Genomic DNA, 25257 nt, shown 5'->3' with positions numbered 1-25257 from the left:
CCCCGGCCTTTCCGGAGACGCCACCGATGGAGCCCGAACGCCCCCTGCCGCACCTGCCCGCCATGCTGATCCTGTCGGGCCTGATGCTGATCCTGATCGTGGTGCTGGCGCTGATCGCTCAGCCCTTTGTCCCGGCGCTGGTCTGGTCGCTGACCCTCACGGTGATGTTCGCCCCGGTCGAGCGCCGCCTGCGGGCGCGCACAGGATCCCCTGCGCTGGCCGCCAGCGTTACCTTGCTGCTGGCAGCCGTGCTGGTGGTGATCCCGGTGATACTGGTGGTATCCGCCCTGCTCGATGAAATCATTGCCGGCGCGCAGACCTATGGCGCACTCTTGTCGCCAGACGCGCTGCGCCAGGGCTGGCCCGAGGCGGCGGCATTCCTCGCCCGGTTCGACCCATGGTTCGATCTGGCGCAGCTGCGCCAGTTCATCTCGGCACAGATCGGCTTGCTCAGCGGGCGGGTGGTGCAGGAATCGGCCACCGGCCTCGTCACCCTGCTGCTGACCTTCTACTTCCTGTTCTACCTGCTGCGCGACAAGGCCAAGGCGCTCGCGGCCTTGCAGCGCCTGGTCCCGCTTGATGCCGGGGAGTTTCACGAACTGGTGGCGAAGACCAGCCAGACGGTCTTCGCCTCGGTCTATGCCACGGCGGCGGTGGCGGCGCTGCAGGGCCTGCTGGGCGGATTGATGTTCTGGATGCTCGACCTGCCCGCGCCGATCTTCTGGGGCGTGGTGATGGGCCTCTTGGCAATCGTGCCGTTCCTGGGGGCCTTCGTGGTCTGGGTGCCTGCCGCGATCGGGCTGGCGCTGGCGGGGGACTGGGGTTCGGCCCTGGTCCTGACCGTCTGGGGCACGCTGGTGGTCGGCCTGATCGACAATATCGTCTACCCGATCCTGGTCGGCAAACGGCTGTCGCTGCATCCGATGGTCTCGTTCATCGCGATCATCGGCGGGCTGGTGCTGTTCGGCGCGCACGGCATCGTGCTGGGTCCGCTGGTCGTGGCCCTGGCCCAGGCTTTACTGCACATCTGGCGCGTGCGGATCGCGCCAGCCCCGGCGTGACAGCGCGAACCGTCCTGACCACCGGCCTGACCCAGGCGGAGGCCGCGGCCCGGCTGGCCGCCGATGGCCCCAACGAACTGCACCGCGAAAGGCAACGCGGCCTGGCCGGGATCGCGCTGGACGTGCTGCGCGAGCCGATGCTGGCCCTGCTGCTGGGGGCCGGGCTGATCTACCTCGTGCTGGGCGACCTGGGCGAGGCGCTGGTGCTGGTGTCCTTTGCCGCGCTCTCGATCGTGATCACCGTGGTCCAGGAAAGCCGGACCGAGCGCGCGCTGGAGGCGCTGCGCGACCTCACCAGCCCGCGCGCGCTGGTAATCCGCGATGGCCAGCGCCTGCGCATTGCCGGGCGCGAGGTGGTGGTGGGTGACCTCATCGTGCTGAGCGAAGGAGACCGGGTTCCCGCCGATGCCTGGATTGCGGAGAACGATGGGCTGCATCTCGATGAATCGCTGCTCACGGGTGAATCCGTGGCGGTGCGCAAGGCAGCGGGCGGGGCCAGCCAGCCCGCCACCGTGCCCCGCCCCGGCGGCGATGACCTGCCCTTCGTCTATGCCGGATCGCTGGTGGTGCGCGGGGCCGGGCTCTGCCTGGTCATGGCCACCGGCGGCGCGAGCGAGATCGGCCGAATCGGCCAGGCACTCGCCACGCTCGAACCCGAAGCACCGCGCCTGCGCCAGCAGACCCGGCGGCTGGTGCTGTGGTTCGCCGCCCTGGGTGCTGCCGCCAGCCTGCTCGCGGCGCTGCTTTATGGCCTGCTGCGGGGTGACTGGCTGGAAGCGACGCTGGCCGGGATCGCGCTGGGCATGTCGATGCTGCCCGAGGAGTTCCCGGTGGTGCTGACCGTGTTCATGGCCATGGGGGCAATGCGGATGTCGCGCCAGCGGGTGCTGACCCGCCGCGCCAGCGCGATCGAGACGCTGGGTTCGGCCACAGTGCTCTGCACCGACAAGACCGGCACGCTGACCCAGAACCGGATGCAGATCGCCGAGCTGCGCCTGCCCGATGGTTCGATTCTGGCCCATGACGAAAGCGGAGCGCTAGCCCTGACCGACGATTTCCACCTGCTGGCCGAGCTGGGCATCCTAGCCAGCGCGCAGCATCCGGTCGATCCGATGGAAGTGGCCTTGCACGAGCTGGGCATCGATCATGGCGGCGAGGCAATCCGCGCCCGCCAGCAGGGCGGCTGGACGCTGCATCACCATTATCCGCTGGCTCCCGAACTGCTGGCCATGTCGCATGTCTGGCGCAGCGACGAACCGGAAGCCGACCATGTGATCGCCACCAAGGGCGCGCCCGAGGCGATTGCCGAGCTCTGCGGCCTGCCCGTGGCCGAGCGCGACGCCATGGCCCGCGCGGTCGACGAGATGGCCACCAAGGGCCTGCGTGTGCTGGGCGTGGCCGAGGCGCGCTGGCCGGAGGGTGATCTGCCCGCCACGCAGCGCGGCTTTGCCTTCACCTTCCGCGGGCTGGTGGGACTGGCCGATCCGCTGCGGCCCTCGGTCCCCGAGGCCGTGCGCCAGTGCCGCGCGGCAGGGATCCGGATCGTGATGATCACCGGCGACTATCCGCAGACGGCTCTCGCCATCGCCCAGGCGGCGGGGATCGAGGGGGACCGGGTGCTGACCGGGGCGGACATGGCCGGCATGGACGATACCGCGCTGCGCGAGGCGGTGGCCACGGCCGGCGTCTTTGCCCGGATCATGCCCGAACAGAAGCTGCGGCTCGTCGAGGCGCTGAAGGCGCGCGGCGAGGTGGTGGCGATGACCGGCGACGGGGTCAACGATGCCCCCTCGCTCAAGGCCGCGCATATCGGCGTGGCGATGGGCGGACGCGGCACCGACGTGGCGCGCGAGGCCTCGGCGCTGGTTCTGCTCGACGATGATTTCGGCTCGATCGTCGCGGCCATGCGGATGGGGCGGCGGATCTATGACAACCTGCGCAAGGCGATGGGCTTCATCGTTGCGGTCCATATCCCGATCGCCGGCCTGGCGTTGTTGCCGCTGCTGACCGGCATGCCGCTGCTGCTGGGGCCGATCCACATCGCCTTCATGGAAATGATCATCGACCCGGTCTGCGCCCTGGCCTTCGAGACCGAGCGCGAGGAGCGCGACATCATGAAACGCCCGCCACGCCGCCCCGATGCGCAGCTGCTCTCGCGCGGGCTGGTCGGCTGGGCGGTGGTGCAAGGCGGGCTGATCTTCGCCGTGGCCGCCGGGCTGGTGCTGTGGTTCTGGCAGGCCGGCGCCGCTGAAGAGCAGCTCCGCTCGATCGGCTTCATCGCGCTGGTGCTGGGCATCGCCAGTCTGATCCTGGTCAACCGCCGGTTCGGCGCCTCGCTGGCCGGGGCGATTGTCCGGCCCAATCGGGTGCTCGCCGCGATCCTGGGCGTGGTCGGCGCGATCCTGCTGGCGACGCAGTTCGTGCCGCCAATCGCCGGACTATTCGCCTTCGCGCCGGTCTCGGGGCCGCAGTTCCTGGTTCTGGCCGGGCTGAGCCTCGCCGCGCTGGTCCTGCTCGAACGGCTCAAGCCGCTGTGGGGCAGGCGCCTCGCCGGATAAGCGCTGGAAAACCGCGCGACGGCACGATAGCATCGCCACGCGCTGAAGTTTCCCCCTCACCAAAGGATCGTGCCGCGATGAGTCTGTTCGCGAGTGGTTATCGCGCGGAGTTTTCCAGCCACTGGCGCGCCCTGGTGGGCACTACGCTGGGCATCGGCGCGGGGGTGGCGCTGAGCATCTATCTCAACAGCCTGTTCCTGCCCCACCTCTCGCGCGAGTTCGGCTGGACTGACGAACAGTTCGCGCTGACCGGGGTGGCCGCACTGGGGGCGACGCTGGGCGTACTGATTTCGGGCCGGATGGCCGACCGCTTTGGCGTGCGGCGCGTGGCGCTGGTCGGGGTTGTCGGCCTGCCGCTGGTGTGGATCGCCTTCACCCAGCTGACCGGCGACATCCGGCACTATTACGCCCTGTTCACGCTGAAGATGCTGATCGGCACCACGACCACCTCGGTGATCTATGCCCGGGTCACGGCGGAACGGTTCATGGCGGCGCGCGGCCTCGCGCTGGCGCTGGCGATCGGCGGCGCACCGGTGATCGGCGGGCTGGCCGCGCCGGTCGTCAGCCTGGTGATCGACGCGGGCGGCTGGCGCACCGGCTACCTGTTCCTCGCCGGGCTGAGCGCCGTGCTGGGCGCGGCGGGCTGGTTCATGCTGCCGCGCGATCGCGGCCCCGGCTTTGGCGGGGTGACCCCGGCCTTCGCCACGACCGGCCGGGTCTATGCCGTGCTGGCCCGCGCACCGGTGCTGTGGCTGCTGGTGGCTGCCATGCTGCTTTGCAACCTGCCCGCGCTGATGATCAGCCTTCAGACCAAGCCGATGTTGCTCAGCCTGGGCGTGCCGGGAGAAGCGGCGGCCTGGCTGGTCTCGGTCTATGCCGCCGGGGTCCTTGCCGGACGACTGGCCTGCGGGCTGGCGCTCGATCATTTCCCCGCCCACCGGGTCGCGGCCGTGGCAATGGGCCTGCCAGCCTTCGGTCTGCTGCTGCTGGCCAGCCAGCCGGATGCGCTGTGGCTGGTGGCCCTGGCCATGGCCTTGCTGGGGCTGAGCCAGGGCGCCGAAGGCGACATCGTGGCCTATCTCGTCGCCCGGCAGTTCACCTTCGAGCTGTTCGGCACGGTCGCCGGGATCATCACCGCCGCAATCGGCATTGCCGCGGCCTTTGGCGGGGTGCTGCTGTCAGGCATGCTGGGCGAGGGCGGCGGCTATGTCGGGTTCCTGACCCTCTGCGCGGTGACCGTCGCGATCGGCGCGGGCCTGTTCCTGCTGGCCGGACGGCCCCGCTTTGCCGCGCGGGTGGGCGAAGCCTAGGCCAGCCGTGCCCGCACGCGGTCGAGCGCCTCTGCATCATCCACGTCGATCAGCCAGGCCGGATCGCCCGCCAGCCGCTCCGCCCCGGCGAGCAGGTGCCGCGCCCCAGCATCGCCGCTGGCCCGCGCCAGTTCGGCGAAGTGGGCGGAACCGAACAGGGCGGGCGGCATCGCCACATCGCCCGCGGCAGACGCGATCATGGCATCCGCGCCCAGCCCGGCCGCGCGCGCCACCAGCGCCTGAGAATAGCTGAGCGGCACCAGCGGCATGTCGGCCAGCGCGATCAACAGGGCCGCCGCGCCCGCCTCCCGCGCCAGCCGCGCGGCCAGGGCGACCGAGCTGCCCATCCCGCTCTCCGCCGCCGGGTTGACCGCAATTTCGAACCCCGCCGCCCGCCAGCCGGGGGCGCAGGGATGATCCGGCCGGGCGGCAATCACCCAGCGCTGCGCCGAGGCCAGCCCGGCCAGCGTGCGGCAGGCATGTTCGCCCAGCAGGCCGTCCCCCAGCGGAGCCGCCAGCTTGTCCGCACTGCCGAACCGGCGCGACTGGCCCGCCGCCAGCACGGCGACGGCAAGACGCGGGGCTTCAGGCATGCGCCGCCCCGAAGTCGGCAGCCTGATAGGCCCGAACGATCTCGGCCAGGGTCGACAGCGCCAGCGTGTCGGGATCGCGCGAGGAGTGAAACAGGCCGATTGGCGCGCGGATCGCGGCAATCGCCGCCGCGCTCACCCCCAGCGCGCTGAGCGCGGCGCAGCGCGCGGCATGGGCCCGCCGCCCGCCCATCGCGCCGACATAGAACTGCGGCAGGGCCAGCGCGCGTTGCAGCAGCGCGCTTTCCCAGTCGTGATCGTGGAACAGGAAAGCGATGGCCGTCCACGGATCGCTGGTCAGCAGGTGCGTGTCAGTCGTCCGCTCCAGCTGGCGCGGCGTAAGGCCAAGATCGCGCAGCGCGGCCAGTGCGCGCTCGTCGGGTGACAGCGCGTCGAGCTCCAGCCCCAGGGTCAGCGCCAACCGGGCCAGCGCGGCAATGCCTTCGCCATGGCCCACCAGCATCAGCCGCGCCGCCGGCCAGTTGCCATAAGCGCCGGTGCCCGTGGCGGGATCGAACGGGGCGGGATGCCAGCCGCTGCGGCAGGTCGTCCCCGCCGGGCTGATGACCACGGTATAGGGCTGGCGCGCGGCAATCGCGGCAAGGCAGGCCTGCGGCAGGTCGGCGCTTGCCAGCGGCTGGAAATGGATATCCAGCCCGCCGCCGCAGGGCAGACGAATGTCGAGATAAGGCGATCCCGCCCCGAACCGCACGATCCGCGCCGCGCCCGCCCGCAGCGCCGCGCAGGCTTCGGCCACCACGGCATTTTCGATGCAACCGCCCGACAGCGAGCCGACGAAGCTGCCATCGGCGCAGACTGCCATGTGCGTGCCGGGGTTGCGCATCGCGCTGCCCTGAACCGCCAGCACGGTGACCAGCGCGCAGGACTGCCCGGCGGCGATCCGATCGGCCAGGAACTGGAAGATCCGGCGCTGGTCCACGAAAGGTCAGGCGATCAGGGCGTCAGGCTGGCCAGATAGGCGACAATGGCCTTGCGCCGCTCGGCATCGCTCACTGCCCCTGCGGCCATGCTGGTACCCGGCACCTTGCCCGATGGGTTGGCGATGAAGGCGTCAAGCTCGGTCTCGGTCCAGGTCAGGCCCGACTGTTTGAGCGCAGCCGAATAGCCGAAATCGGCGAGCGCCCCGGCCTTGCGCCCGACCACGCCATTCAGGTTCGGCCCGATCCCCGAAGCCTTGCCCGCTTCGACCGCATGGCAGGTGGCGCAGACCGCGAAAGCCGCCTTGCCTGCCGCCACCAGGTCGGTTGCGGCGGCAGGGGCCGCGCCAGCAGGCTGGCCGGGTTCACGCAACACGATCTGTTCGACCGGCGGTTCCACCTTCGATCCGCAGGCGGCGAGGGCCAGGGCGCCGATGGCGACAAGTGCGAAGCGGTGCATCATGGTCAGTTCCCTCTGGCCCGGTCAGGCAAAGTGCTTGGCGATCGGCAGTTCGCGGATGCGCTTGCCGCTGGCGGCGAAGATCGCGTTGGCCAGCGCCGGGGCGATCGGCGGCAGGCCGGGTTCGCCCGCCCCGCCCAGGTGGACCGGATCGGCGTTGATGATCTCCACCGCGATCGGCGGACATTCGTCGATCCGCAGCATCGGGTAATCGTTGAAATTGCCCTGCTCGACCGCGCCGTCCTTCAGCGTGATCTCGCCATGGAGCGCGGCGGTCAGGCCGAAGACGATCCCGCCTTCCATCTGGTTGCGGAAGCCATCGGGGTTCATCGCGAAGCCCGGATCGGCCGCGCACCACACCTGGGTCAGGCGCGGCTTGCCCTGGCTCATGTCGACTTCGACCACTTCGGCCACGATCGTGCCGAACGACTGGACCAGCGCGACGCCCCGGCCGCGCCCCGCGGCGGGCTTGGTGCCCCAGCCAGACATGGCCGCGACCTTTTCCAGCACCGCCTTGTGGCGCGGGGAATTGCCCAGCATGGCCAGGCGGAATTCCACCGGATCGCGGCCCGCGGCATGGGCCGCCTCGTCGATGAAGCATTCGACGAAGAAGGCCTGCTGGCTGTGATCGACCGAGCGGAAGGCAGCGAAAGGCAGATGCAGTTCCGCCTCGGCCACGCGGATCGACTTGTGCGGCACGTCATAGAACGGCGCATCGCAGGCTTCGGCCGGGTCGTTGTGCTGGGTGAACACGTTGTTCCAGGCTACCAGCCGCCCCTTGGCATCGATCCCGCCGGTGAACCGGCTGAGATCGGCGCAGCGGAACAGGCCCTTCTGGGTATCTTCCTCGCGCGACCAGATCATCTTGACCGGATAGCCGGTGGCAAGGCCGATCCGCGCGGCCATGACCACGTAATCGCTTTCCAGCCGCCGCCCGAACCCGCCGCCCAGCGTGGGTTGGTGCATGGTCACATCGTCAGCCGAGAGGCCGATTGCCTTGGCCGCCGCGCTGCGCGCCATCAGCGGCACCTGGGTGCTGGTCCAGATCTCGCACTTGCCATCGCGCACCCAGACGGTGGCGTTCATCGGCTCGAGCGGGGCATGGGCCAGGTAGGGCGCGCGATATTCGGCGGTGAACGTCTTGGCCGAAACGCTGAGCGCCCCGGCGACATCACCCTTGCCCACCAGTTCCTTGCCGCCCTGGTCCCCGGCCTGATCCAGCGCCGCGGCAAAGGCGGCGAACTGGTCGGCGGTGGAGCGGATCGCGCTTTCGCTCCTGGTGTATTCGGCCTCGACGGTGTTCAGCGCCTGCTGGGCCTGCCAGTAGCTGTCGGCCACCACGGCGAGGAAATCCCCCATGTTGAGGATCTGCAGCACCCCTGGCATGGTCTTGGCCACATCGGCCTTCATGCTGGCGATCCGGGTGCCCGGCACCGGCACCTTGCGGACGGCGGCATAGGTCAGCTTCTGGCCCGGCACCGTGGCATCGATCCCGAACTGCGCCGCGCCGGTCACCTTTTCCGGGATATCGGTGCGCGGGGCATCGGTGCCCATCAGGCGATAGTCCTTGGGCGCCTTGAGCGCCGGGGTCTGCGGCATGTCCTCTTCCGCCGCCGCGGCCGCGAACTGCGCATAGGGGGCCGACTTGCCCGAAGCCTGGTGGCTAAGCGTGCTGTTCGCGGTGACGATCTCCGCCGCTGCCACGCCCCATTCGCGCGCCGCCGCCGCGATCAGCATCTGCCGCGCTGCCGCACCCGCGATCCGCATGGTGCGCTGGCCGGTGGTGCGGATCGAGGATGAGCCGCCGGTGATCATCACATCGCCCAGCTGGCTGATCTTGGTGAACAGGCCGTTCCAGGTCGGCTCCAGCCAGTCCGGCGCGTCGAGCGTGCCGGGGGCGACGAAACCGCGTGCCGTATCGGTGACGACGTAATTGCCATCGGCCGGAGCCTGCATCACGCGGACCAGCGACCAGTCGGCGTCCAGCTCATCGGCCAGCATCTGCGCCAGCACCGAATGGGCGCCCTGGCCCATCTCGCAATGCGGCACGATCGCGGTGACCACGTTGTCGGCCCCGATCTTGACCCAGCTGTTGACCAGTTGCTCGCCCTCGCCGCCCGCAACGATCGGGCCCAGCTTGCCGACCGGGTTGCCCGGCCGCACCGCCACGCCGACGATCAGCGCGCCGCCTGCCAGCGCCCCGGCGCCGATGAAGCCGCGGCGGGTCCACTTGGCCGCGCGGCTGCGCGGCGGCTTTGCCATGTCGTTCATGCCTTGGCTCCCCCGCTGAGCGGCGCAGCCCCTGGTGCCGCCCGCGCCGGCTCGATCCCGGCCGCCACCTTGATCGCATGGCGAATGCGGACATAGGTGCCGCAGCGGCAGATGTTGCCGGCCATGGCGGCATCGATATCGGCATCGCTGGGGCGCGGATTGTCGCGCAGCAGGGCCGTGGCAGCCATGATCTGGCCTGACTGGCAATAGCCGCATTGCGGCACCTGTTCGCTGATCCAGGCCTGTTGGACCTTGGTCAGTTCACCTTCCGGTCCGGCGATCCCCTCGATCGTGGTGATCGCCCGCCCTTCGGCCTCGCCGATCGGGGTGGAACAGCTGCGCACCGGCTGGCCATCGAGGTGGACCGTGCAGGCCCCGCACAGCGCTGCGCCGCAGCCGAACTTGGTGCCGTTCAGCCCCAGCTGTTCGCGCACCGCCCACAGGATCGGCATGGCGGGATCGGCCTCGACCGACTTTGCCTCGCCGTTGATCGTGAACTTCACCATGTCGCTTTGTCCCTGATTGCCCGGAACGATTGCCACGGATGGCTTGCCATTGCCACCGCCGAATGAAAAGGTCCGTCACCCCCCTTGGGAGCGCCTGATGGCCCGGATTGCGACCCTTACCCTCAACCCCACGATCGACGGTTCGAGCGATGCCGCCACCGTCCAGCCGACCCACAAGGTGCGCACCGTCAACGAGCGGTTCGATCCCGGCGGCGGCGGGATCAACGTGGCGCGGGTGCTGGCGCGGCTGGGCGCCGATGTCGAGGCTGTCTATCTGGCCGGCGGGGTGACCGGGCCGGTGCTGGGCGGGCTGCTGGACCGCGCTGGCCTGCCGCACCGCGTGGTGCCGATTGCCGGGGACACGCGGATCAGCCTCGCCGTCCACGAATTGCAGAGCGGCAAGGAATACCGCTTCGTCCCCCAGGGCCCGCTGGTGAGCGAGGCTGAAGCAGCTGCATGCCTCGCGCTGGTCGAGCAGCTGGACTGCCAGTGGCTGGTGCTAAGCGGATCGCTGCCGCGCGGGCTGCCCGATGATTTCTATGCCCGGATCGTCGCCACGGCCCGCGCGCGCGGCATGGCGGTGGTGCTCGACACTTCCGGCGCAGCGCTGAAGGCCACGCTGGCCGCTGGCGGGCTGCGGCTGGTCAAGCCGAGCCTGGGCGAGTTGGAAGCCTTCGCCGGGCGCAAGCTGGACAGCGAGACCGAGATCGTCGCCGCCGCCGGAGAGATCGTGACCAGCGGCGGGGCGGAGAGCGTGGCGGTCAGCATGGGCCATCGCGGCGCGATCCTGGTCGAGGCCGCCGGGAGCCTGGCCCTCCCCGCCATTCCCGCCGAAGCGCGCAGCGCGGTGGGCGCGGGCGACAGCTTCGTGGCAGGCATGACCCATGCCCTCGCCGCCGGGTGGGACAGCCACCGTGCCTTCCGGCTGGGGATCGCGGCGGGCACGGCCGCGGTGCTGACGCCGGGTACCGACCTGTGCCACCGCGCCGACATCGGCCGCATGGCCGCCATGCTGGGGATCGACGCGCTGCCTTAAGCGAGCTTCGCTGCCACCATGTCGCGCAACGGCAAGCGCGCCTCCATCCGCACCGCCAGCAGCGCCGTGCCGCTGACCTTGCGCTGGACGAACAGCGTATCGGCCGGGGGAATGTGCCAGGCGGCGCGGTCGGCGGCGATGGTTTCGGCATGGCGGCGAACTTCGGCCACGAACGAGCGGTCGGCAAAATCGAACAACCCCGGCCGCCCCAGGTGCCCGATCAGCACGTCGATCATCGCATCGAGCGAACCGCTGTGCCGTTCCAGCGTGACCGGCGAGACAAAGCCGATCGCCAGCAGGGCATCGCGCAGCGCGGCGCGATCTTCGGCAAGGCCCGCGTGCATCAGGCGGCGATAGGCCGCCACCGTCGCATCCGGCACGGCCCGCGCCGCTCCGAAATCGAGCAGGACGATCCGGCCGGTGTCCGCCTGCCAGCGGAAGTTCGCGAAGTTGGGATCGGTCTGCATATAGCCGAACTCGAACAGTTCGCGCAGGACCAGCTCGAGCAGCGCGGCCATGGCCTGATCGCGCACCTCCTGGCTGGCCTGGAGCAGCGTTTCGATCGGCTGGCCGGGCAGGAAATCCATCGCCAGCACCCGCTCACCCGACAGTTCCGCGACCGGGGCGGGCAGGACGAAGGCCGGATGATCGGCCAGCAGTGCGCCATAGCGGCGCATCTGATCGGCCTCGCGCAAGTAGTCAGCCTCTTCCCGCAGCTGGCGCTTGGCCTCGGCCAGCAAGGGCGCGACATCCAGCGTTTCGGGCAGCAGGCCCGACAGGCGCAGCAGGGTGGCGACATTGTCGACATCGGCATCGATGCTGGCGGCAACGCCCGGATACTGCACCTTGATCGCCAGCACCCGCCCATCGGGCAGGGTGGCGCGGTGGACCTGGCCGATCGAGGCTGCGGCCACCGGGGTCGCCTCGAACCGGGCAAAGCGCCGCCGCCAGTCCTTGCCCCATTCGGTTTGCAGAACCTGGTTGAGCTGGGCCGGCGGCATGAAGTGTGCGGCATCGCGCAGCCGGGCGAGGATCGCGGTCAGTTCGGCCGGCAGCAGGTCGCCCGCGTCCAGCGAGATCATCTGCCCCAGCTTCATCGCCGCGCCGCGCAGGCGGGACAGCTGATCGGTCAGCCGCATGGCATTGCCGGGGGTCAGCAGCAGGTCGGACATTTGCGGCCGTTCGCCCCGGGCCAGCCGCCGCACCCCTTCGGCCATCATCCCCCCGGCGATCCCGCCTGCCAGCTGGCCGAACGAGGCCAGCCGCGACAGCCGCACCGAAGGCACCTTGCGATAGCGATCCTGGCTCATCGCAGCAGCCCTTGCAGGCGGGGCCGGACTTTCAGGAACCGCAGGTAGGCCCATTCCAGCGCCCGCTCGACCAGCGGCAGTCGCGCCGCCTGGCCCAGCGGCCAGAGCAGGGGAATTGCCCGCCACATCGCGGCAAAGGCCGCCGCGCCGCTCAGCATCCGGCCGTTTTCCTGCGCGTGGAACCGCGCCAGCAGGGCGGCCCGGTCCAGCGGACAAGAGCCTTCCGGATCGGCGGCATCGATGAAGGTGATCCGCCCGGCGCGGTCCAGCCGCCGCAGCAGCGCGATTTCGCGCCGACACAGCAGGCAGGCGCTGTCGTACCAGACGATCAGGTTGCGGGAGGGTTGCATGCTTGATGCGGCATGGCACCGCCGCCGGGCAATTGCTACCTGTCCCGATTAGGGTCTTGACCGGTTGGACTTTGACCGGGTGCGGTTTGACCGGGCAGGTTTGGAACCCACCCGGTCAGGACCAGTCCCGGTCAGAGCTGCTTGCGGACCATCAGCCGGATGGTCTGGCCGCCCAGCGTCCGGAAGCTCATCCCCGAGGTGCCGTATTCGAGGCTGATCGACAGGCCGTTGGTCAGCGCCTCCACCCCGGCGGTCAGCGCCACGTTGTCAGCCGTGGTGGCGGGCCGGGTCAGGGTGTAGAGCGTGCCGGGCGTATCGCTGTAGGCGAGCAGCTGGCTGTAGGAGCCATTCCACCGGTGGCGGTATTCAACCCGCGCCTTGGGCCGCAGGATACCCCAGCCCTGTTCGAAGTCACGCTGGGCCCGCAGCCCCAGCACCGCCACTTCGCGCTTCTGCTTGGAAGCGAGGAAGGTCAGCGCGAAGGGATCGGAGCTGGCTTCGGTGAACTCGTCGAGGTTGATGCGGTAGTAGTCGTACCGGGCATAGCCGGCCAAATCGACCTGGCCGAGGCGAACCTCGCCAGTCAGCGCCACCGCAAAGAAGCCGACATCGCCCTTGCGGGTACCCGCCAGGTTCTTGCCATTGGCGGTGACATAGCGATGGCTGTCGATGCTGACCCAGGTGTAGCCGCCCAGGGCATCGAAGTAGATCGACTTGACCGGGTTGATGCTGAGGTAACCGAAGGCCGAGGTGGCATCGCCGCTGATCCCGGTGCCGTTGAGGCCAACCCGTTCATCGCCGAAGCCAAGCCCGAAGGCCGCGCCCACGATCACCCGGTCGGTCAGCTTGGCATCGAGCCCGATGGTCACCGCTTCGCTGTCGAACCGGTTGGAGCCGTCGCGGTCGAAGTCGATCGAACCGGCCGACCAGATCCGCACGCTGCGGTTGCACTCAGCCTTGCCAGCGACCTGGTCATTGGCAGACTGACCGGCCTGGCTGGTGCCGGTGCCACGGCCGCTATCGGCCTGGCCGGGCAGGCGGTGGGCATTGGGATCCTGCGTTACCCGCAGCTGGTTGTCGGTGGCGCAATCGAAGCCCCCATGCAGCCCTTCCATGTGACGCATGGCGTTGTTCACCTGGCCTTCGGCAAAGCGGCCGGCCTGGGTGAACTGGGCATCGACCAGGGCAATCACTTCCGGATCCTTCGACGGATCGGGGCGGACCGCGATGGTCAGGTTGTAGATCCGGCTGCCATAGTTGCCGAGCGAGTCAGTCGCCCCGATGGTCAGCACGAAGACCCCGGACACCTGCGGCGTGCCGGTGATCGCACCGGTCGCCGGGTTGAGCGTCAGGCCGGCCGGCAGCGCCCCGACCAGCACCGCGTAGCTGTAGGGCGCGACCCCGCCGCTCGCCACCACGGTGGCGCTATAGGGGACGTTCTGCATGCCCGCGGGCAGCGTCGCCGGGTTGATCGTCAGGGCAGCGCGCGGGGCGATCTGGATCGTGTAGACCCGCGAACCCCAGTTGCCGGCCGAATCGGTCGCCCGGATGGTCAGGGTGAAGCTGCCGGTCACCGTCGGCGAACCGGAGATCACCCCACCGGTGGTCATGGTGAGACCCGCCGGCAGGCTCCCCGCGGTGATCACGAAGCTATAGCCGGTGCCGGTGCCGCCCACCGCGGTGACGGTCGCCGAATAGGGCGCGTTCCAGTACCCGCCAGGCAGGGTGACTGGCAGCACGGTCAGCACGTCGCCTGCCGCGATCGTCACCGAATAGGTGCGGGCGACGGTATCGCCATCGACATCGGTGGCTGTGACGGTGAAGCCGAAGGTTCCGGCCGAAGTCGGCGTGCCCGACAGGACCCCGCCAGTGGTCAGGGTCAGTCCCGGCGGAATGATCCCGGCAGTGACGACATAGCTGTAAGGCGCGACCCCACCCGATGCGGTGAGTGTCTGCGAGGCATAAGGCGTACCGTTCGTACCCCCCGGAAGGGTCGCCGGGGCGAGCGTCAGGGTATGGCCCAGGATGGTGATGCTATAGGCCTGGGACGCCGTATGGCTGCCGGAATCGGTCACTTCGACCGTGAAGGTGAAAGTGCCGCGCGCCGTCGGCGTTCCCGACAGCACCCCGGTCCCGGCATCGAGCGCCAGCCCGGTCGGCAGCGTCCCGGCGATCACCGCGAAGCTGTAGCCCGTGCCGGTGCCGCCGGTCGCGGAAATGGTCTGCGAATAGGGCGCCAGGATCGTCCCGTTGGGCAGGGCCGGGGGGCTGATCACGATCGCGCCGATCGGCTGGACGATCAGGGTGTAGACCCGCGTCCCCGTATTGCCGGCGGAATCGGTGGCGGTGACGGTGAAGGTATAGGTACCCGGCGTCGGCGGCGTGCCGGTCAGGGCACCTGAGGATGCGAGGGTCAGGCCCGGCGGCAGGCTGCCCGCCGTCACGGCAAAGCTGTAGCCTGTCCCCGTGCCACCGCTGGCGGTGATTGTCTGGGAATAGGCCGAATCCTCGATCGCATTGGGCAGGGTAGGCGGCGCAACGGTCAGCACGGCGCCGGGCTGGACGACCAGGCTGTAGGCCCTGAACCCCGTATTGCCGCCAGAATCCGTGGCGGTGACGGTGAAGTTGTAGGTCCCGGCGGCGGTGGGGGTGCCGCTCAGTGTACCCGCGCTGGTCAGCGTCAGGCCGGGGGGCGGTGCGCCGGCTGTCACCGCGAAGGTATAGCCAGTGCCAGTGCCACCGGTGGCGGTCACGGTCGCGGTGAATGGCGTTCCGTTGATCGCTGGCCCCAGGGTGGGCGGATTGACCACGACCGGCGGGACGCCAATCGTCAGCGTATAGGTCCGCACCCCGTTGTTGCCGGCGGAATCGACCGCCAGGACGGTGAAAGTATAGGTTCCGGCAAGCGTCGGGGTGCCGCTCAGCACGCCATTGGTGCCAAGGGTCAGGCCTCCGGGCAGGGTGCCGCTGGCCAGCGAATAGGAATAGCCGGTGCCCGAGCCGCCGATCGCGACAATCGTGCCGCTATAGGGAATTCCGACCGTGCCGGTGGTGGGGATATTGCCCAGCGTCAGCGAACATTGCCCGCTGCCGCCGCCCACTGCCGTCATGTTCACGCGGAAGCGGGCCTGGCCGGTGAAATCGGCCGAGGCCCCCCCAGCGGCGGTAATCCGCAGGTCGAACTCGTGCGCGCCATTGGTATGCTCGCAGCTGATCCCGGTGATCAGCCCGGTTGGCGATATGGTCAGCCCCAGCGGCAGGGCCCCGCCGATCAGCTGGAAGGTATAGGGTCCGGCTGCGGTCCCGGTTCCGGTTGGCTGGATCTGGTAGCTGTATTGCGAGCCGTTCTGCCCATTGGGCAGGTTGGTATCCACGGTGATGCCGTTGATCGTGTGTGTGGAGGCGGCAAGCGCCTGGGTCTGGAAGGCCAATAGCGACAGGATCAGGATAAGCACCTGGGCCAGGGCGTTCATGGTCTTGCGGATCATCGCTGCCTCACACGTAGGTCCGGGGCCTGGCCGACGGGCACGACTCTTCCGCCCACGCCGGAACAGTTCCGGCATGGCGACGCGCGCCAAATCCAGCAGCAGGCATCCCGGACGGGGGATACCGACACGCTATGTGCTGGGTTAATGGCGGGGCAACAATTTCGTAATTCTACTAGCGCCGCGTCCAGCCAGATCGGCGCAAGACGAAGCGCTCAGCCGCCGGTGCCGATCGCCGGGTCCTTGCCGCTCAGCTCGCACATCATGTGGATCAACGCGCGGACAATCGGGTCTTCCAGCTTGTAGAAGCGGGTCTGCGCTTCGCCGCGGCTGCTGACGATGCGTTCGTCGCGCAGCATGGCCAGATGCTGGGATACCGCCGATTGCGACAGGCCGGACAGGGCGACGAGCTCGCTCACGCTGACTTCGCCCTCGTCCATCCGGCACAGCATCACCAGCCGTTCGGGATGGCTCATCAGCTTGAGCCGGGCCGCCATGGCGGCGGCATTGGTCTTGAGATCGGTCAGATCAGTAGGCTTCATTCGCGGGTTCCGGCTGGCTGGCGATCTTCGCTCACCAGCCAGTTAGCACGAAGCTGGCCTGACCGGCAGGGTTTTGGCAAGGCCCGGCATTACTGCGGTCACTCTCACTCCTGGGCCAGCACGGCGACACCGCCCGGCTCCAGCCGAGGCCCACCCAGCAGCGCGGTGCCCACGACGCTGGCGGGCAGATCGACCGCCTGGGCCGCATAGTTGAAGGCGAAGAGGCGCGATCCGGCCCGGCGCAGGCGCAGGCCTTCGGGCAGGCGGTGGGTGGCAAGGCCCGCATCGGCTGCGGCCCGGCCCAGCAGCGCCAGCGCCAGCGCGCGATCGGGCCAGGCCCCCAGATAGCGGCGGTTGCCATACTGCCAGCTGGCGACAGTGCCATCGCCTGCCACCAGTTCCGGTGCGGCCGCCGTTTCGAGATGTTCGAGCCAGCGCGCGATGGCCCAGCCGTCGCCGCGATGCTCAAGTCCGGGGCGCAGGCTTTCGACTCGGGCAACCTTGGCCGGGAACAGGTCACCCGGCGCAAGGCCCGCCGGAATGGCAAAGTCGACCGTCCGGCTGCCCGTTCGCGGGCCGATGACGATCTGGCCGGGGAAGCGCTTGAGGTCTTCGACAAGATGCTCCGGCACGATCGGCAGGCAGGGGATCACAACCAGCGCAAAGCCATCGAGCGCGGTGCCCGGCGGCACGATATCGATGTCCAGTCCCAGTTCGCGCAAGGCAGAATAGCAATCGAACGCTGCCCACAGCGCCGAGAGGCCCGCCCCCTGCGGCTGGATGCCGGTGACCCAGTCCGCGTCATAGGCAAAGATCAGCGCGACGCTTTTCGGCGGGGCGCCGACCGGGCCAAGCGCGGCAATGTCGTCGGCAGCCTGGCGCGCTTCGGCGAGGCCGGGGGCCGGCTCGCTATCGGGCCGCAGCAGGCCCGCGTGGTGCTGTTCCTGGGCCTGGGGAAATTGGCGCCAGCGGAAATAGCTGACCAGTTCCGCACCGTGGGCCATCGCCTCCAGCGTCCAGAGCCGGACCATGCCGGGCAGCGGCGCCGGATTGTGCCGCGCCCAGTTGACCGGCCCCGGCTGCTGTTCCAGCACCGACCAGCGCCCGCCGGGCGTGCAGCCGCGATAAAGGTCGTGGTGGAAGGCGGCGATATCGGGATGACCCTGGCGGGCATAGGCCAGCTTGTCGGCCTCGCTGAACCGGAAGGTATCGAGGAAGCCGAGCGGATAGGAATCCCAGCCGACCACGTCGAGATCGGCCGCCACCGCGTGGTGATCGAACTCGGTGAAGAAGCCCATGTAGTTGTGGACCACGTCGCGCCCTGGCGAAAGCTTGCGCAGCACCTCCACCTGGGCCCGGTTGAAGGCAACCACCTGGTCCGAGGAATAGCGGCGGAAAGCCAGCCAGTGCGCCGGGTTGGCCTCGGTCACGGTCAGGTTGGGCAGGTCCACCTCGTCGAACGAGCGATAGTCCATCGACCAGAAGACATTGCCCCAGGCCGCATTGAGCGCCGCGACCGTGCCATAGCGCTGCGCCAGCCAGCGCCGGAATCCGGCCCGCGCGGCCGCGGAGAAGCTCAGCACCGTATCGTGGCAGCCATATTCGTTGTCGGTCTGCCAGGCGACCACGGCCGGGTGATGCCCGTAACGCTCGGCCACGGCGCGGGTGATCCGCACCGCCTCGGCGCGATAGCCCTGGTGGCTGAAGCAGTAATGCCGCCGCGATCCGAACCCGCGCGGGCGGCCCTGGGCATCAATCGCGACCATATCCGGCATCTTGTCGACCAGCCACTTGGGCGGGGTTGCGGTTGGCGTGCCGAGGATCACCTCCAGCCCGGCCAAATGCAGCGTGTCGATCGCCCGGTCGAGCCAGCCCCAGTCGAACCGCCCCGGCTCCGGCTCGATCCGGCTCCAGGCAAACTCCCCGATCCGCACCTGGGCCAGGCCAGTCTCGGCCATCCGCCGGGCATCATCAGCCCACCACGCCTCGGGCCAGTGTTCCGGATAATAGCAAGTGCCCAGCTTCATGGTTGTTCCTGCTCAAGATTCAGGTTGATCAGCTGGGCCCCGCCCGATGGCCGGGCGCTGATCGTGCGCTGCGGCGGCGTACCCTGCCGCTGCCAGAAGGCCGCCAGCGCATCATCGATCGCGCCGCGCCGGTCTGGCGCGAAGACTGCCACGACACAGCCGCCGAACCCGCCACCGGTCATCCGCGCTCCGCCAGCGGGACCGATCGCCTGATTGAGGCATTCGACGAGGGCATCGACCGGCGCGACGCTGACCTCGAAATCGTCGCGCAGCGAGGCGTGCGAGGCGCGCATGGCCGTGCCCAGCTCAACCAGATTGCCGCCAGCCATCGCAGCCGCTGCGGCCAGGGTGCGCGCGTTCTCAGACACGACGTGGCGCGCCCGGCGATAGGTCGTTTCGTCAAGCCCGGCCCGGTCAGCCACGAGGCGCGCAGGATCGAGATCGCGCAGGGCCGTGACCCGGTAATGAGCCGCCGCGCTGGCGCATTGGGCCCGGCGCTCGTTATAGGCGCTGTCGACCAGCCCGCGCTGAACGCCGGAATCGACGATCAGGATCGTCGCTTGCGGCGGGAACGGGATCGGCCGGGTTTCAAGCGTGCTGCAATCGAGCAGCAAGGCATGATCCTGCTCGCCGCAGGCGGAAGCAAGCTGGTCCATCAGGCCGCAAGCACAGCCGACATAGTGATGCTCCGACCACTGGGCGACCCGCGCCAGGGTGCGATGGTCAGGCCTGGCCTCCCCCGCCAGCCGGGCAAGGCCAAGACCGAGCGCGACGCCGAGCGAGGCCGAGGACGAAAGGCCCGCGCCCTGGGGAATGTCACCCGACACGACCAGGTTGGCGCCGGTCACCGGCAGGCCGAAGCACGGCAGCCCGGCGACCACGCCGCGCAGGTGGTTCTGCCAGTGGCCGGTCGGTAGCACGGCGATGGTGCCGTCGATCGCGAATTCGCCCGGCGCAGCGCCAAGATCGATCGCATGGGCCACGATCCGCCGGTCCGCCCGCGGCCCCAGGGCCACGACTGTCCCGCAGTCGAGCGCGCAGGGCAGGGCGAACCCGTCGTTGTAATCGGTATGTTCGCCGATCAGGTTCACCCGGCCCGGCGCGAAGGCCACCACCGACGGTTCCTCGCCAAAGGCGTGGCGAAAGGCGGCGATGGTTCGTTCCACCAGCGGGTCTGGCCGGGTCATGCGGGATCTTCCAGGCTGTAATGCACCGCTGGCACCGCGCGCAGGCGTTCGGCCGCCTGTTCCGGGGTCAGGTCGCGCTGGGCTTCGGCGAGCATTTCATAGCCGACCATGAACTTGCGGACCGTGGCGGAGCGCAGCAGCGGCGGGTAGAAATGGGCATGGAGGGTCCAGTGCTGCTGCGCGCCAGGCTGATAGGGGGCGCCGTGCCAGCCCATCGAATAGGGGAACGAGCAGCCGAACAGGTTGTCGTAGCGGGCGGTCAGTTCGCGCAGGACCGCGCCGAGTTCGTCGCGCTGGTCCGGGGTCAGCTGCTCGATCCGCTGCACCGGGAAACGCGGCAAGAGCAGCGTTTCGAACGGCCAGACCGCCCACCAGGGCACGATCGCCAGCCAGCCTGGCGTTTCCACCACCACGCGCGGCCCGCCCGCTTCCCGTTCAGCAACGGCCAGCAGCAGGGGAGTGCCGTTCTCCCGCAGGTAGGCCGCTTGCCGCGCATCCTCGATCGCCGCTTCATCCGGGAGATGGTTGCTGGCCCAGATCTGGCCATGGGGATGCGGGTTGGAACAGCCCATCGCCGCGCCCTTGTTCTCGAACAGCTGAACCCAGGCATAGCGCTGGCCAAGCTCGGCCGACTGGTCGGCCCAACAATCGATCACGGCGCGCAGCCCCGCCAGCGGCAGCAGGGGCAGCGTCAGGGCATGATTGGGCGAGAAGCACAGGACCCGGCACTCTCCGGCCACGGCCTCGGCCCGGAACAGGTCATCTTGTGCGATGTCCGCATCGAGGCCTTGCGCTTCAGACCAGGGCAGCAGCGCGGGAAAATCGTTCTCGAACACCCAGGGGCCGGAATAGCCGGGATTGACCGCGCCATTGGCCCGCCGGTTGCCGGGGCACAGGTAACACTCCGGATCATGCTCCGGCACCCGGGCCTCGGCCGAAGGTTCAAGCTGGCCCAGCCAGGGTCGCCGGGTCCGGTGGGGTGAGACCAGCACCCAGCGCCCGGTCAGCGGATTGTAGCGCCGGTGCACCTGATCGGATCCCGCCATGGCCATTGGTCCGGTAATGCCTGCCCGGCCTGACGGTTCAGGCGGCAAGAGCCGCCTGCCCGCGCCGCACCAGCCGGCCCGGCAGCGCCCCGGTATGGACGCCGTTGCGATAGGTCACCTGTCCAGACACCACGGTGGCGACAATCCCGTCGGCCTGCTGGTGCATCCGCTTGCCACCGGCGGGCAGGTCATACTCGATCGTCGGTACGCGCAGCCGCAGGGCGGCCAGGTCGATCACGTTGAGGTCCGCCTTCAGCCCCGGGGCGATCCGGCCGCGATCGGTCAGCCCGACCAGTGCCGCCGGGCGGCTGGTCAGTTCGGCAATCGCCTCGGGCAGGTCGATCCGCTCGTCCGGGGCCGCATCGCGCACCCAGCGTTGCAGGTAGAAGGTGGGGAAGCTGGCATCGCAGATCAGCCCGTAATGCGCCCCGCCATCGGCCAGGGCCATGACCGTGTGGGGGCTGCCCAGCATTTCGCGCACCGGTCGCAGGGTGCCGTCGGTATAGTTCGCCGCAGGCAGATAGAAGACCGCGCGGCCATCGTTGCCGAGCAGCGCCTCATAGGCATATTCGTCCAGCGAAAGCCCGGCTGCGGCCGCACGCGCATCGACCCGGTCATCACGCTGCGGTTCGTAATTCGGGGTGTCATCCCACTGGTAGGTGCCCCGGAAGGTCGCGATCAGCATCAGCGTGGTCGGGTTGGTATCTTCGGGCGCTTCGGCCAGCAGCCGGGCCTTGAAGGCCGGATCGCGCATGATCGCCACGCGCTCCGCCAAGGGCAGGTGGGCAATCGCCTTGTAGCTGGGATGGCTGCTGAAGTGGTGCAGCGAGAGGTCGAGGCCGAAGAACATCCCCACGGGACGGGGGGCGACCTGGCCGCGCATCTGCAGCCCGTCGGCCGCCGCCTGTTCCAGCCCGGCGAGGTGATGGCGCCAGCCTTCGCCCGGCTGGCCCGGCACGTCGAGCAGGGTGAACGAGATCGGCCGCCCCGACTGTTCGGCCACCTGGCGCAGGATCGGGAATTCGACTTCGGCCGGCTCGGCCGGGGCGGGGATGATCTGGAACACCCCGGCATCGGCATCGTTGAGCCCGGCGGCCAGCGCGCAGAGCTCGTCGACATCGGAATAGAGACTGGGCGCCAGCTCCCCCGCGCGGGTGCGGTGCATCACATTGCGCGAGGTGGTGACGCCAAACCCGCCCGCGGCGATCCCTTCGGCGACCAGTCGGCGCATGGCGGCCAGGTCCTCGCCGGTCGGCGGTTCGCGCCGCGCGGCCCTTTCGCCCATCACATAGACGCGCAGCGCCGAATGCGGGATCTGGGCGGCAACGTCGATGTCGAGCCGGCGCTGCTCCAGCGCGTCGAGATATTCGGGAAAGGTCTCCCAGTTCCATGGCAGGCCATCGACCATCACCACTTCGGGAATGTCCTCGATCCCTTCCATCAGCTTGACGAGCGTGTCGCGCTGGTCGGGACGGCAGGGGGCAAAGCCAACCCCGCAATTGCCCATGACCGCAGTAGTCACCCCGTGGCCCGATGAGGGCGACAGCCGGTTCTCCCAGGTCACCTGGCCATCGAAATGGGTATGAACATCGACGAAGCCGGGCGTGACGAGCTTGCCCGCCGCATCGATCACTTCGGCGGCATCGCCTTCGACCTGGCCCACGGCAACGATGCGGCCGTCCCTGATACCGACATCGCCGATCCGGGGCGGCGCCCCGGTTCCGTCATGAATGGTTCCACCCCGGATAATCAGATCGAATTGCGCCACGCCCAGTCCCTCTCCAGCATCCTGTGCCGCATCGGCTTCCCGGCAGAAGTGTTCCAGATGCGGCCTGCCACGGCAAACCGTTTCTGGCTGCCCGGTACAGACAGCCCTCAGCCGTCCGCACCCCCATCGAGCGCGGCCCGGCGGCCAAGGTGCCAGCTTGTGCTGCCCAGGCTGTGCTCGATCACCGTCATGCGCTTGAAGTAATGGCCGATCGCCAGTTCGTCGGTCATGCCCATCCCGCCATGAATCTGCACCGCATTCTGGCCGATGAAGCGGCCGGCCTCGGCGATGGTGATCTTCGCGGCCGAAGCGGCGCGGGTCCGCGTGGCCGCATCGCCGTCGAGCGTCTGGCAAGCGAGCAAAGCGGCCGAGCGCACCAGTTCAAGCTGCAGGTACATGTCGACCATGCGGTGCTGCAGGGCCTGGAAGGATCCGATCTTCTGCCCGAACTGCTCGCGCTGCTTGGCATAGGCTACCGTATCATCGAGCAGCCGTTCGAGCAGGCCGGAAGCCTCTGCGGCAGCGGCGGCAATCGCCCGGTCGCGCCATTCCTCGAGCAAGGGCAGCGCGCCGTCTTCCGGTCCGACCAGCGCGCTGGCGGGAACAGCCACTGCCGCAAAGGCGACATCGGCCGCCCGGCGCTCGTCGAGCATCCGGTAAGCTTGCAGCGTCACGCCCGGGGCATCGACCGGCACCACGAACAGCGAAAGACCCGCTGCTTCGCCGCCCTGCCCGGCGGTGCGCGCGGCCACCAGCAGGTGGGTGGCCCAGGGCGCGGCAATCACCACCTGCTTCTCGCCCGTCAGCACCCAGCCATCGCCGGACCGGTGCGCGGGCATGGCGATAGTCGCCAGGTCATCACGGAGCCCCGCTTCGCCCAGCGCCATGGCCAGCCGCACGTCGCCGGCCATGACGCCGCCGATCAGGTCCGACGCACCCGCCGCATGGCGGGCCAGCAGCGGCGCACACTGGAACAGCGTTTCGGCCAACGGTTCGGGCACCAGCGCGCGGCCCACCGCCTCCATCACCACCAGTTGGTCCAGCCCATTGCCATAGCCGCCCACCGCCTCGGGCAGGCCGACGCCCAGCACCCCAAGGTCCTGCGCCAGGCGGCGCCACAGTTCAGGCCGCCAGCCCGGCTCGCCGCGCAGGGCCGCGATCCGAGCGGCATGGTCGTTGACCTGGGCAAACAGGCGATCCAGTCCGCTGCGCAATTGCTGCTGTTCTTCGCCCGGTTCGAACTGCATAACCTGCCCCATTGGTATTCTGCTCTTGATGCCTCATGCTATCGGACGGGACCGGATGCAATCGAAAGGAACGCCGGATGGAACTGGCCCTGAATGACGAGGACCGCGCCTTTGCGCAGGAAGTCCGCGCCTTTCTGGATCGCGAACTGAGTGATGAGTTGCGCGCCGCCGGCCGGTGGATGACCAGCGTCTATGGCGATCACGATGCATCGATGGAATGGCAGCGCCGGCTGCACGCGCGCGGCTGGGCCGCGCCAAACTGGCCCAAGCAGCATGGCGGGGCAGAATTCAGCGTCACCCAGCGTTTCATCTTTGCCCGGGAATGCGCGCTGGCCGGGGCACCGCCGCTGTCCCCCATGGGCATCGCGATGTGCGGACCCGCGCTGATCGGGCATGGCAGCCCGGGACAGCAGGCGCATTATCTGCCCCGCATCCTGACCGGCGAGCATTTCTGGTGCCAGGGCTATTCCGAACCGCAGGCCGGATCGGACCTGGCCCCGCTGCAGATGCGGGCCGTGCGCGACGGGGATCACCTGGTCTGCAGCGGGACCAAGATCTGGACCACCCACGCCAATGTCGCCAACTGGATCTTCTGCCTCGTTCGCACCGGCAACTATGACCGGCCGCAGCTGGGCATCACTTTCCTGCTGATCCCGATGGACAGCCCCGGCGTGGAAGTGCGCCCGATCGTGATGACCTCGGGCGAGCATATCCAGAACCAGATCTTCTTCGATAGCGTCCGCGTGCCCGTGGCCAACGTGGTGGGTGAAATCGACCAGGGCTGGACCGTGGCCAAGTACCTGCTGGAATTCGAGCGGGGCGGCAGTGCCTATGCACCAGGCCTTCAGGTCAAGCTTGAGCGGATCCGGGAGATCGCGCGCGAGAACGGCCTGCTCGGCGATCGCCTGTTCGCCTGGCGCCTCGCCGCCGCGCAGGTCCGGATCGAAGTACTCGAGGTCTATGAACTGCGCGCGCTGAGCGCGGCGGCGCGCGGTGGCCGGCCAGGCCTGAGCGGCTCGATCATGAAGATCCTGGGCACCGAGCTGAGCCAGCACCTGACCGAACTGGCAGTTGAAGCGGTCGGCCCCTATGGCCTGACCTTCCAGCCGGACGCCGGCGCGGCCGGGGGGCCGAACCTGATCCCGCACTCGCCCGGCCTGCGCGGTCCGCAGGAAGCGGCAGTCGCTCCGCTCAGGTACCTGAACGACCGGGCCTGCTCGATCTACGCCGGTTCGAACGAGATTCAGCGCAACATCATCGCCAAGGCGCAGCTCGGGCTGTGACGAAACGGGCGGCCTGACCGCCTGCCTGCCCGGCAAATCGCGGCAGCAGATCGCCCGGTTTCGGGGGATCGGCAACGCGTTCCACGCCAAAAGAACAGGATTTTCATGCGCTTGCCATGCCGGACAAGCGACAATGCCTATGTTATACTGAAACCTGTGGAATCTGACTCACGGAGGGTTTTGCTCTGGCGTTGGGCGTGATTCACCATGGCAAACTGTTGGAGGTTTGCGATGGCGGCGCCGATCAGGGTGCGCAGTGATTTGAGTTCGGATCAGGTTCGA

At 69.0% G+C, this 25257-nt stretch carries 19 protein-coding genes; 5 read left to right on the top strand and 14 right to left on the bottom strand.

Features of this window, described 5'->3' with window-relative positions; all coding sequences use genetic code 11:
* Positions 1-26 precede the first annotated feature (26 nt).
* The 3 genes from O9281_RS10955 to O9281_RS10945 all read left to right on the top strand — a co-directional run bounded on the left by O9281_RS10955 (position 27) and on the right by O9281_RS10945 (position 4929).
* Positions 27-1061, top strand: a complete 1035-nt coding sequence (locus tag O9281_RS10955) for an AI-2E family transporter (RefSeq protein WP_298185636.1) — start codon at positions 27-29, stop codon at positions 1059-1061.
* Complete coding sequence (locus tag O9281_RS10950) at positions 1058-3619, top strand: cation-translocating P-type ATPase (protein ID WP_298185633.1); 2562 nt, start codon at positions 1058-1060, stop codon at positions 3617-3619. The genes O9281_RS10955 and O9281_RS10950 overlap by 4 nt, the downstream gene beginning before the upstream one ends.
* A 77-nt stretch (positions 3620-3696) precedes the next feature.
* Positions 3697-4929 (top strand): MFS transporter, encoded by a 1233-nt coding sequence (locus O9281_RS10945; protein ID WP_298185631.1) that lies wholly within the window; start codon positions 3697-3699, stop codon positions 4927-4929.
* Here O9281_RS10945 and O9281_RS10940 read toward each other — a convergent pair.
* From O9281_RS10940 to O9281_RS10920, 5 genes are read right to left on the bottom strand one after another with little or no spacing between them, the layout of a single operon-like run.
* Positions 4926-5522 carry an NTP transferase domain-containing protein gene (locus O9281_RS10940; RefSeq protein ID WP_298185628.1) on the bottom strand — a complete coding sequence of 199 codons (597 nt, stop codon included), beginning with the start codon at positions 5520-5522 and terminating at the stop codon, positions 4926-4928. The genes O9281_RS10945 and O9281_RS10940 overlap by 4 nt on opposite strands.
* Positions 5515-6459 carry an XdhC family protein gene (locus O9281_RS10935; protein WP_298185625.1) on the bottom strand — a complete coding sequence of 315 codons (945 nt, stop codon included), beginning with the start codon at positions 6457-6459 and terminating at the stop codon, positions 5515-5517. The genes O9281_RS10940 and O9281_RS10935 overlap by 8 nt, the downstream gene beginning before the upstream one ends.
* A 14-nt stretch (positions 6460-6473) precedes the next feature.
* Complete coding sequence (locus O9281_RS10930) at positions 6474-6920, bottom strand: c-type cytochrome (RefSeq protein ID WP_298185623.1); 447 nt, start codon at positions 6918-6920, stop codon at positions 6474-6476.
* Positions 6921-6941: 21 nt separating this feature from the next.
* Positions 6942-9188, bottom strand: a complete 2247-nt coding sequence (locus tag O9281_RS10925) for a molybdopterin cofactor-binding domain-containing protein (RefSeq protein WP_298185621.1) — start codon at positions 9186-9188, stop codon at positions 6942-6944.
* On the bottom strand, positions 9185-9694 hold the full coding sequence (locus O9281_RS10920; protein WP_298185619.1) for a (2Fe-2S)-binding protein: 510 nt from the start codon (positions 9692-9694) through the stop codon (positions 9185-9187). Before O9281_RS10920 ends, O9281_RS10925 begins: the two co-directional genes overlap by 4 nt.
* A 97-nt stretch (positions 9695-9791) precedes the next feature.
* On the opposite strand from O9281_RS10920, the gene O9281_RS10915 reads away from it, so the two are divergent.
* Positions 9792-10730: a 1-phosphofructokinase family hexose kinase gene (locus tag O9281_RS10915; protein WP_298185618.1), complete on the top strand. Its 939-nt coding sequence runs from the start codon at positions 9792-9794 to the stop codon at positions 10728-10730.
* On the opposite strand, the gene O9281_RS10910 is transcribed toward O9281_RS10915, so the two are convergent.
* The 9 genes from O9281_RS10910 to O9281_RS10870 form a co-directional block, all read right to left on the bottom strand.
* Entirely contained in the window at positions 10727-12040 is a 1314-nt protein-coding gene (locus O9281_RS10910; RefSeq protein WP_298185616.1) for an AarF/ABC1/UbiB kinase family protein, read from the bottom strand. The two genes, O9281_RS10915 and O9281_RS10910, sit on opposite strands and share 4 nt — an antisense overlap.
* Positions 12037-12390, bottom strand: a complete 354-nt coding sequence (locus O9281_RS10905) for a thiol-disulfide oxidoreductase DCC family protein (protein ID WP_298185614.1) — start codon at positions 12388-12390, stop codon at positions 12037-12039. Before O9281_RS10905 ends, O9281_RS10910 begins: the two co-directional genes overlap by 4 nt.
* A 131-nt stretch (positions 12391-12521) precedes the next feature.
* Positions 12522-15878, bottom strand: a complete 3357-nt coding sequence (locus O9281_RS10900; protein WP_298185612.1) for a putative Ig domain-containing protein — start codon at positions 15876-15878, stop codon at positions 12522-12524.
* 212 nt (positions 15879-16090) lie between these two features.
* Entirely contained in the window at positions 16091-16417 is a 327-nt protein-coding gene (locus O9281_RS10895) for a helix-turn-helix transcriptional regulator (protein ID WP_298185610.1), read from the bottom strand.
* A gap of 104 nt (positions 16418-16521) precedes the next feature.
* The gene (locus tag O9281_RS10890; protein WP_298185608.1) at positions 16522-18444 is read right to left on the bottom strand and encodes a beta-galactosidase; all 1923 of its coding nucleotides are present in this window, start codon (positions 18442-18444) and stop codon (positions 16522-16524) included.
* Positions 18441-19631 carry a galactokinase gene (gene galK, locus O9281_RS10885; protein ID WP_298185605.1) on the bottom strand — a complete coding sequence of 397 codons (1191 nt, stop codon included), beginning with the start codon at positions 19629-19631 and terminating at the stop codon, positions 18441-18443. Before galK ends, O9281_RS10890 begins: the two co-directional genes overlap by 4 nt.
* Complete coding sequence (locus tag O9281_RS10880; protein ID WP_298185603.1) at positions 19628-20677, bottom strand: UDP-glucose--hexose-1-phosphate uridylyltransferase; 1050 nt, start codon at positions 20675-20677, stop codon at positions 19628-19630. The genes galK and O9281_RS10880 overlap by 4 nt, the downstream gene beginning before the upstream one ends.
* Positions 20678-20714: 37 nt before the next feature.
* Positions 20715-22445, bottom strand: coding sequence for an amidohydrolase family protein (locus O9281_RS10875; RefSeq protein ID WP_298185601.1), 1731 nt, complete (start codon positions 22443-22445; stop codon positions 20715-20717).
* Positions 22446-22552: 107 nt separating this feature from the next.
* Positions 22553-23692, bottom strand: coding sequence for an acyl-CoA dehydrogenase family protein (locus O9281_RS10870; protein ID WP_298185599.1), 1140 nt, complete (start codon positions 23690-23692; stop codon positions 22553-22555).
* A gap of 77 nt (positions 23693-23769) precedes the next feature.
* Between O9281_RS10870 and O9281_RS10865 the strand changes: the two genes are divergently transcribed.
* Positions 23770-24975, top strand: a complete 1206-nt coding sequence (locus O9281_RS10865) for an acyl-CoA dehydrogenase family protein (RefSeq protein ID WP_298185597.1) — start codon at positions 23770-23772, stop codon at positions 24973-24975.
* Positions 24976-25257 lie beyond the last annotated feature (282 nt).

Origin of the sequence: Novosphingobium sp. (genome assembly GCF_027531025.1) — a bacterium.
Taxonomy (GTDB): Bacteria; Pseudomonadota; Alphaproteobacteria; order Sphingomonadales; family Sphingomonadaceae; genus Novosphingobium.
This window is presented reverse-complemented; position numbering and strand designations above follow the sequence as displayed.

Excerpts from the sequence above, each read along its gene's own strand:
- O9281_RS10955 (WP_298185636.1), top strand. The coding sequence starts at position 27 with ATGGAGCCCGAACGCCCCCTGCCGCACCTGCCCGCCATGCTGATCCTG.
- O9281_RS10945 (WP_298185631.1), top strand. The coding sequence starts at position 3,697 with ATGAGTCTGTTCGCGAGTGGTTATCGCGCGGAGTTTTCCAGCCACTGG.
- O9281_RS10940 (WP_298185628.1), bottom strand. The coding sequence starts at position 5,522 with ATGCCTGAAGCCCCGCGTCTTGCCGTCGCCGTGCTGGCGGCGGGCCAG.
- O9281_RS10930 (WP_298185623.1), bottom strand. The coding sequence starts at position 6,920 with ATGATGCACCGCTTCGCACTTGTCGCCATCGGCGCCCTGGCCCTCGCC.
- O9281_RS10925 (WP_298185621.1), bottom strand. The coding sequence starts at position 9,188 with ATGAACGACATGGCAAAGCCGCCGCGCAGCCGCGCGGCCAAGTGGACC.
- O9281_RS10920 (WP_298185619.1), bottom strand. The coding sequence starts at position 9,694 with ATGGTGAAGTTCACGATCAACGGCGAGGCAAAGTCGGTCGAGGCCGAT.
- O9281_RS10915 (WP_298185618.1), top strand. The coding sequence starts at position 9,792 with ATGGCCCGGATTGCGACCCTTACCCTCAACCCCACGATCGACGGTTCG.
- O9281_RS10910 (WP_298185616.1), bottom strand. The coding sequence starts at position 12,040 with ATGAGCCAGGATCGCTATCGCAAGGTGCCTTCGGTGCGGCTGTCGCGG.
- O9281_RS10905 (WP_298185614.1), bottom strand. The coding sequence starts at position 12,390 with ATGCAACCCTCCCGCAACCTGATCGTCTGGTACGACAGCGCCTGCCTG.
- O9281_RS10900 (WP_298185612.1), bottom strand. The coding sequence starts at position 15,878 with ATGATCCGCAAGACCATGAACGCCCTGGCCCAGGTGCTTATCCTGATC.
- O9281_RS10895 (WP_298185610.1), bottom strand. The coding sequence starts at position 16,417 with ATGAAGCCTACTGATCTGACCGATCTCAAGACCAATGCCGCCGCCATG.
- O9281_RS10890 (WP_298185608.1), bottom strand. The coding sequence starts at position 18,444 with ATGAAGCTGGGCACTTGCTATTATCCGGAACACTGGCCCGAGGCGTGG.
- galK (WP_298185605.1), bottom strand. The coding sequence starts at position 19,631 with ATGACCCGGCCAGACCCGCTGGTGGAACGAACCATCGCCGCCTTTCGC.
- O9281_RS10880 (WP_298185603.1), bottom strand. The coding sequence starts at position 20,677 with ATGGCGGGATCCGATCAGGTGCACCGGCGCTACAATCCGCTGACCGGG.
- O9281_RS10870 (WP_298185599.1), bottom strand. The coding sequence starts at position 23,692 with ATGCAGTTCGAACCGGGCGAAGAACAGCAGCAATTGCGCAGCGGACTG.
- O9281_RS10865 (WP_298185597.1), top strand. The coding sequence starts at position 23,770 with ATGGAACTGGCCCTGAATGACGAGGACCGCGCCTTTGCGCAGGAAGTC.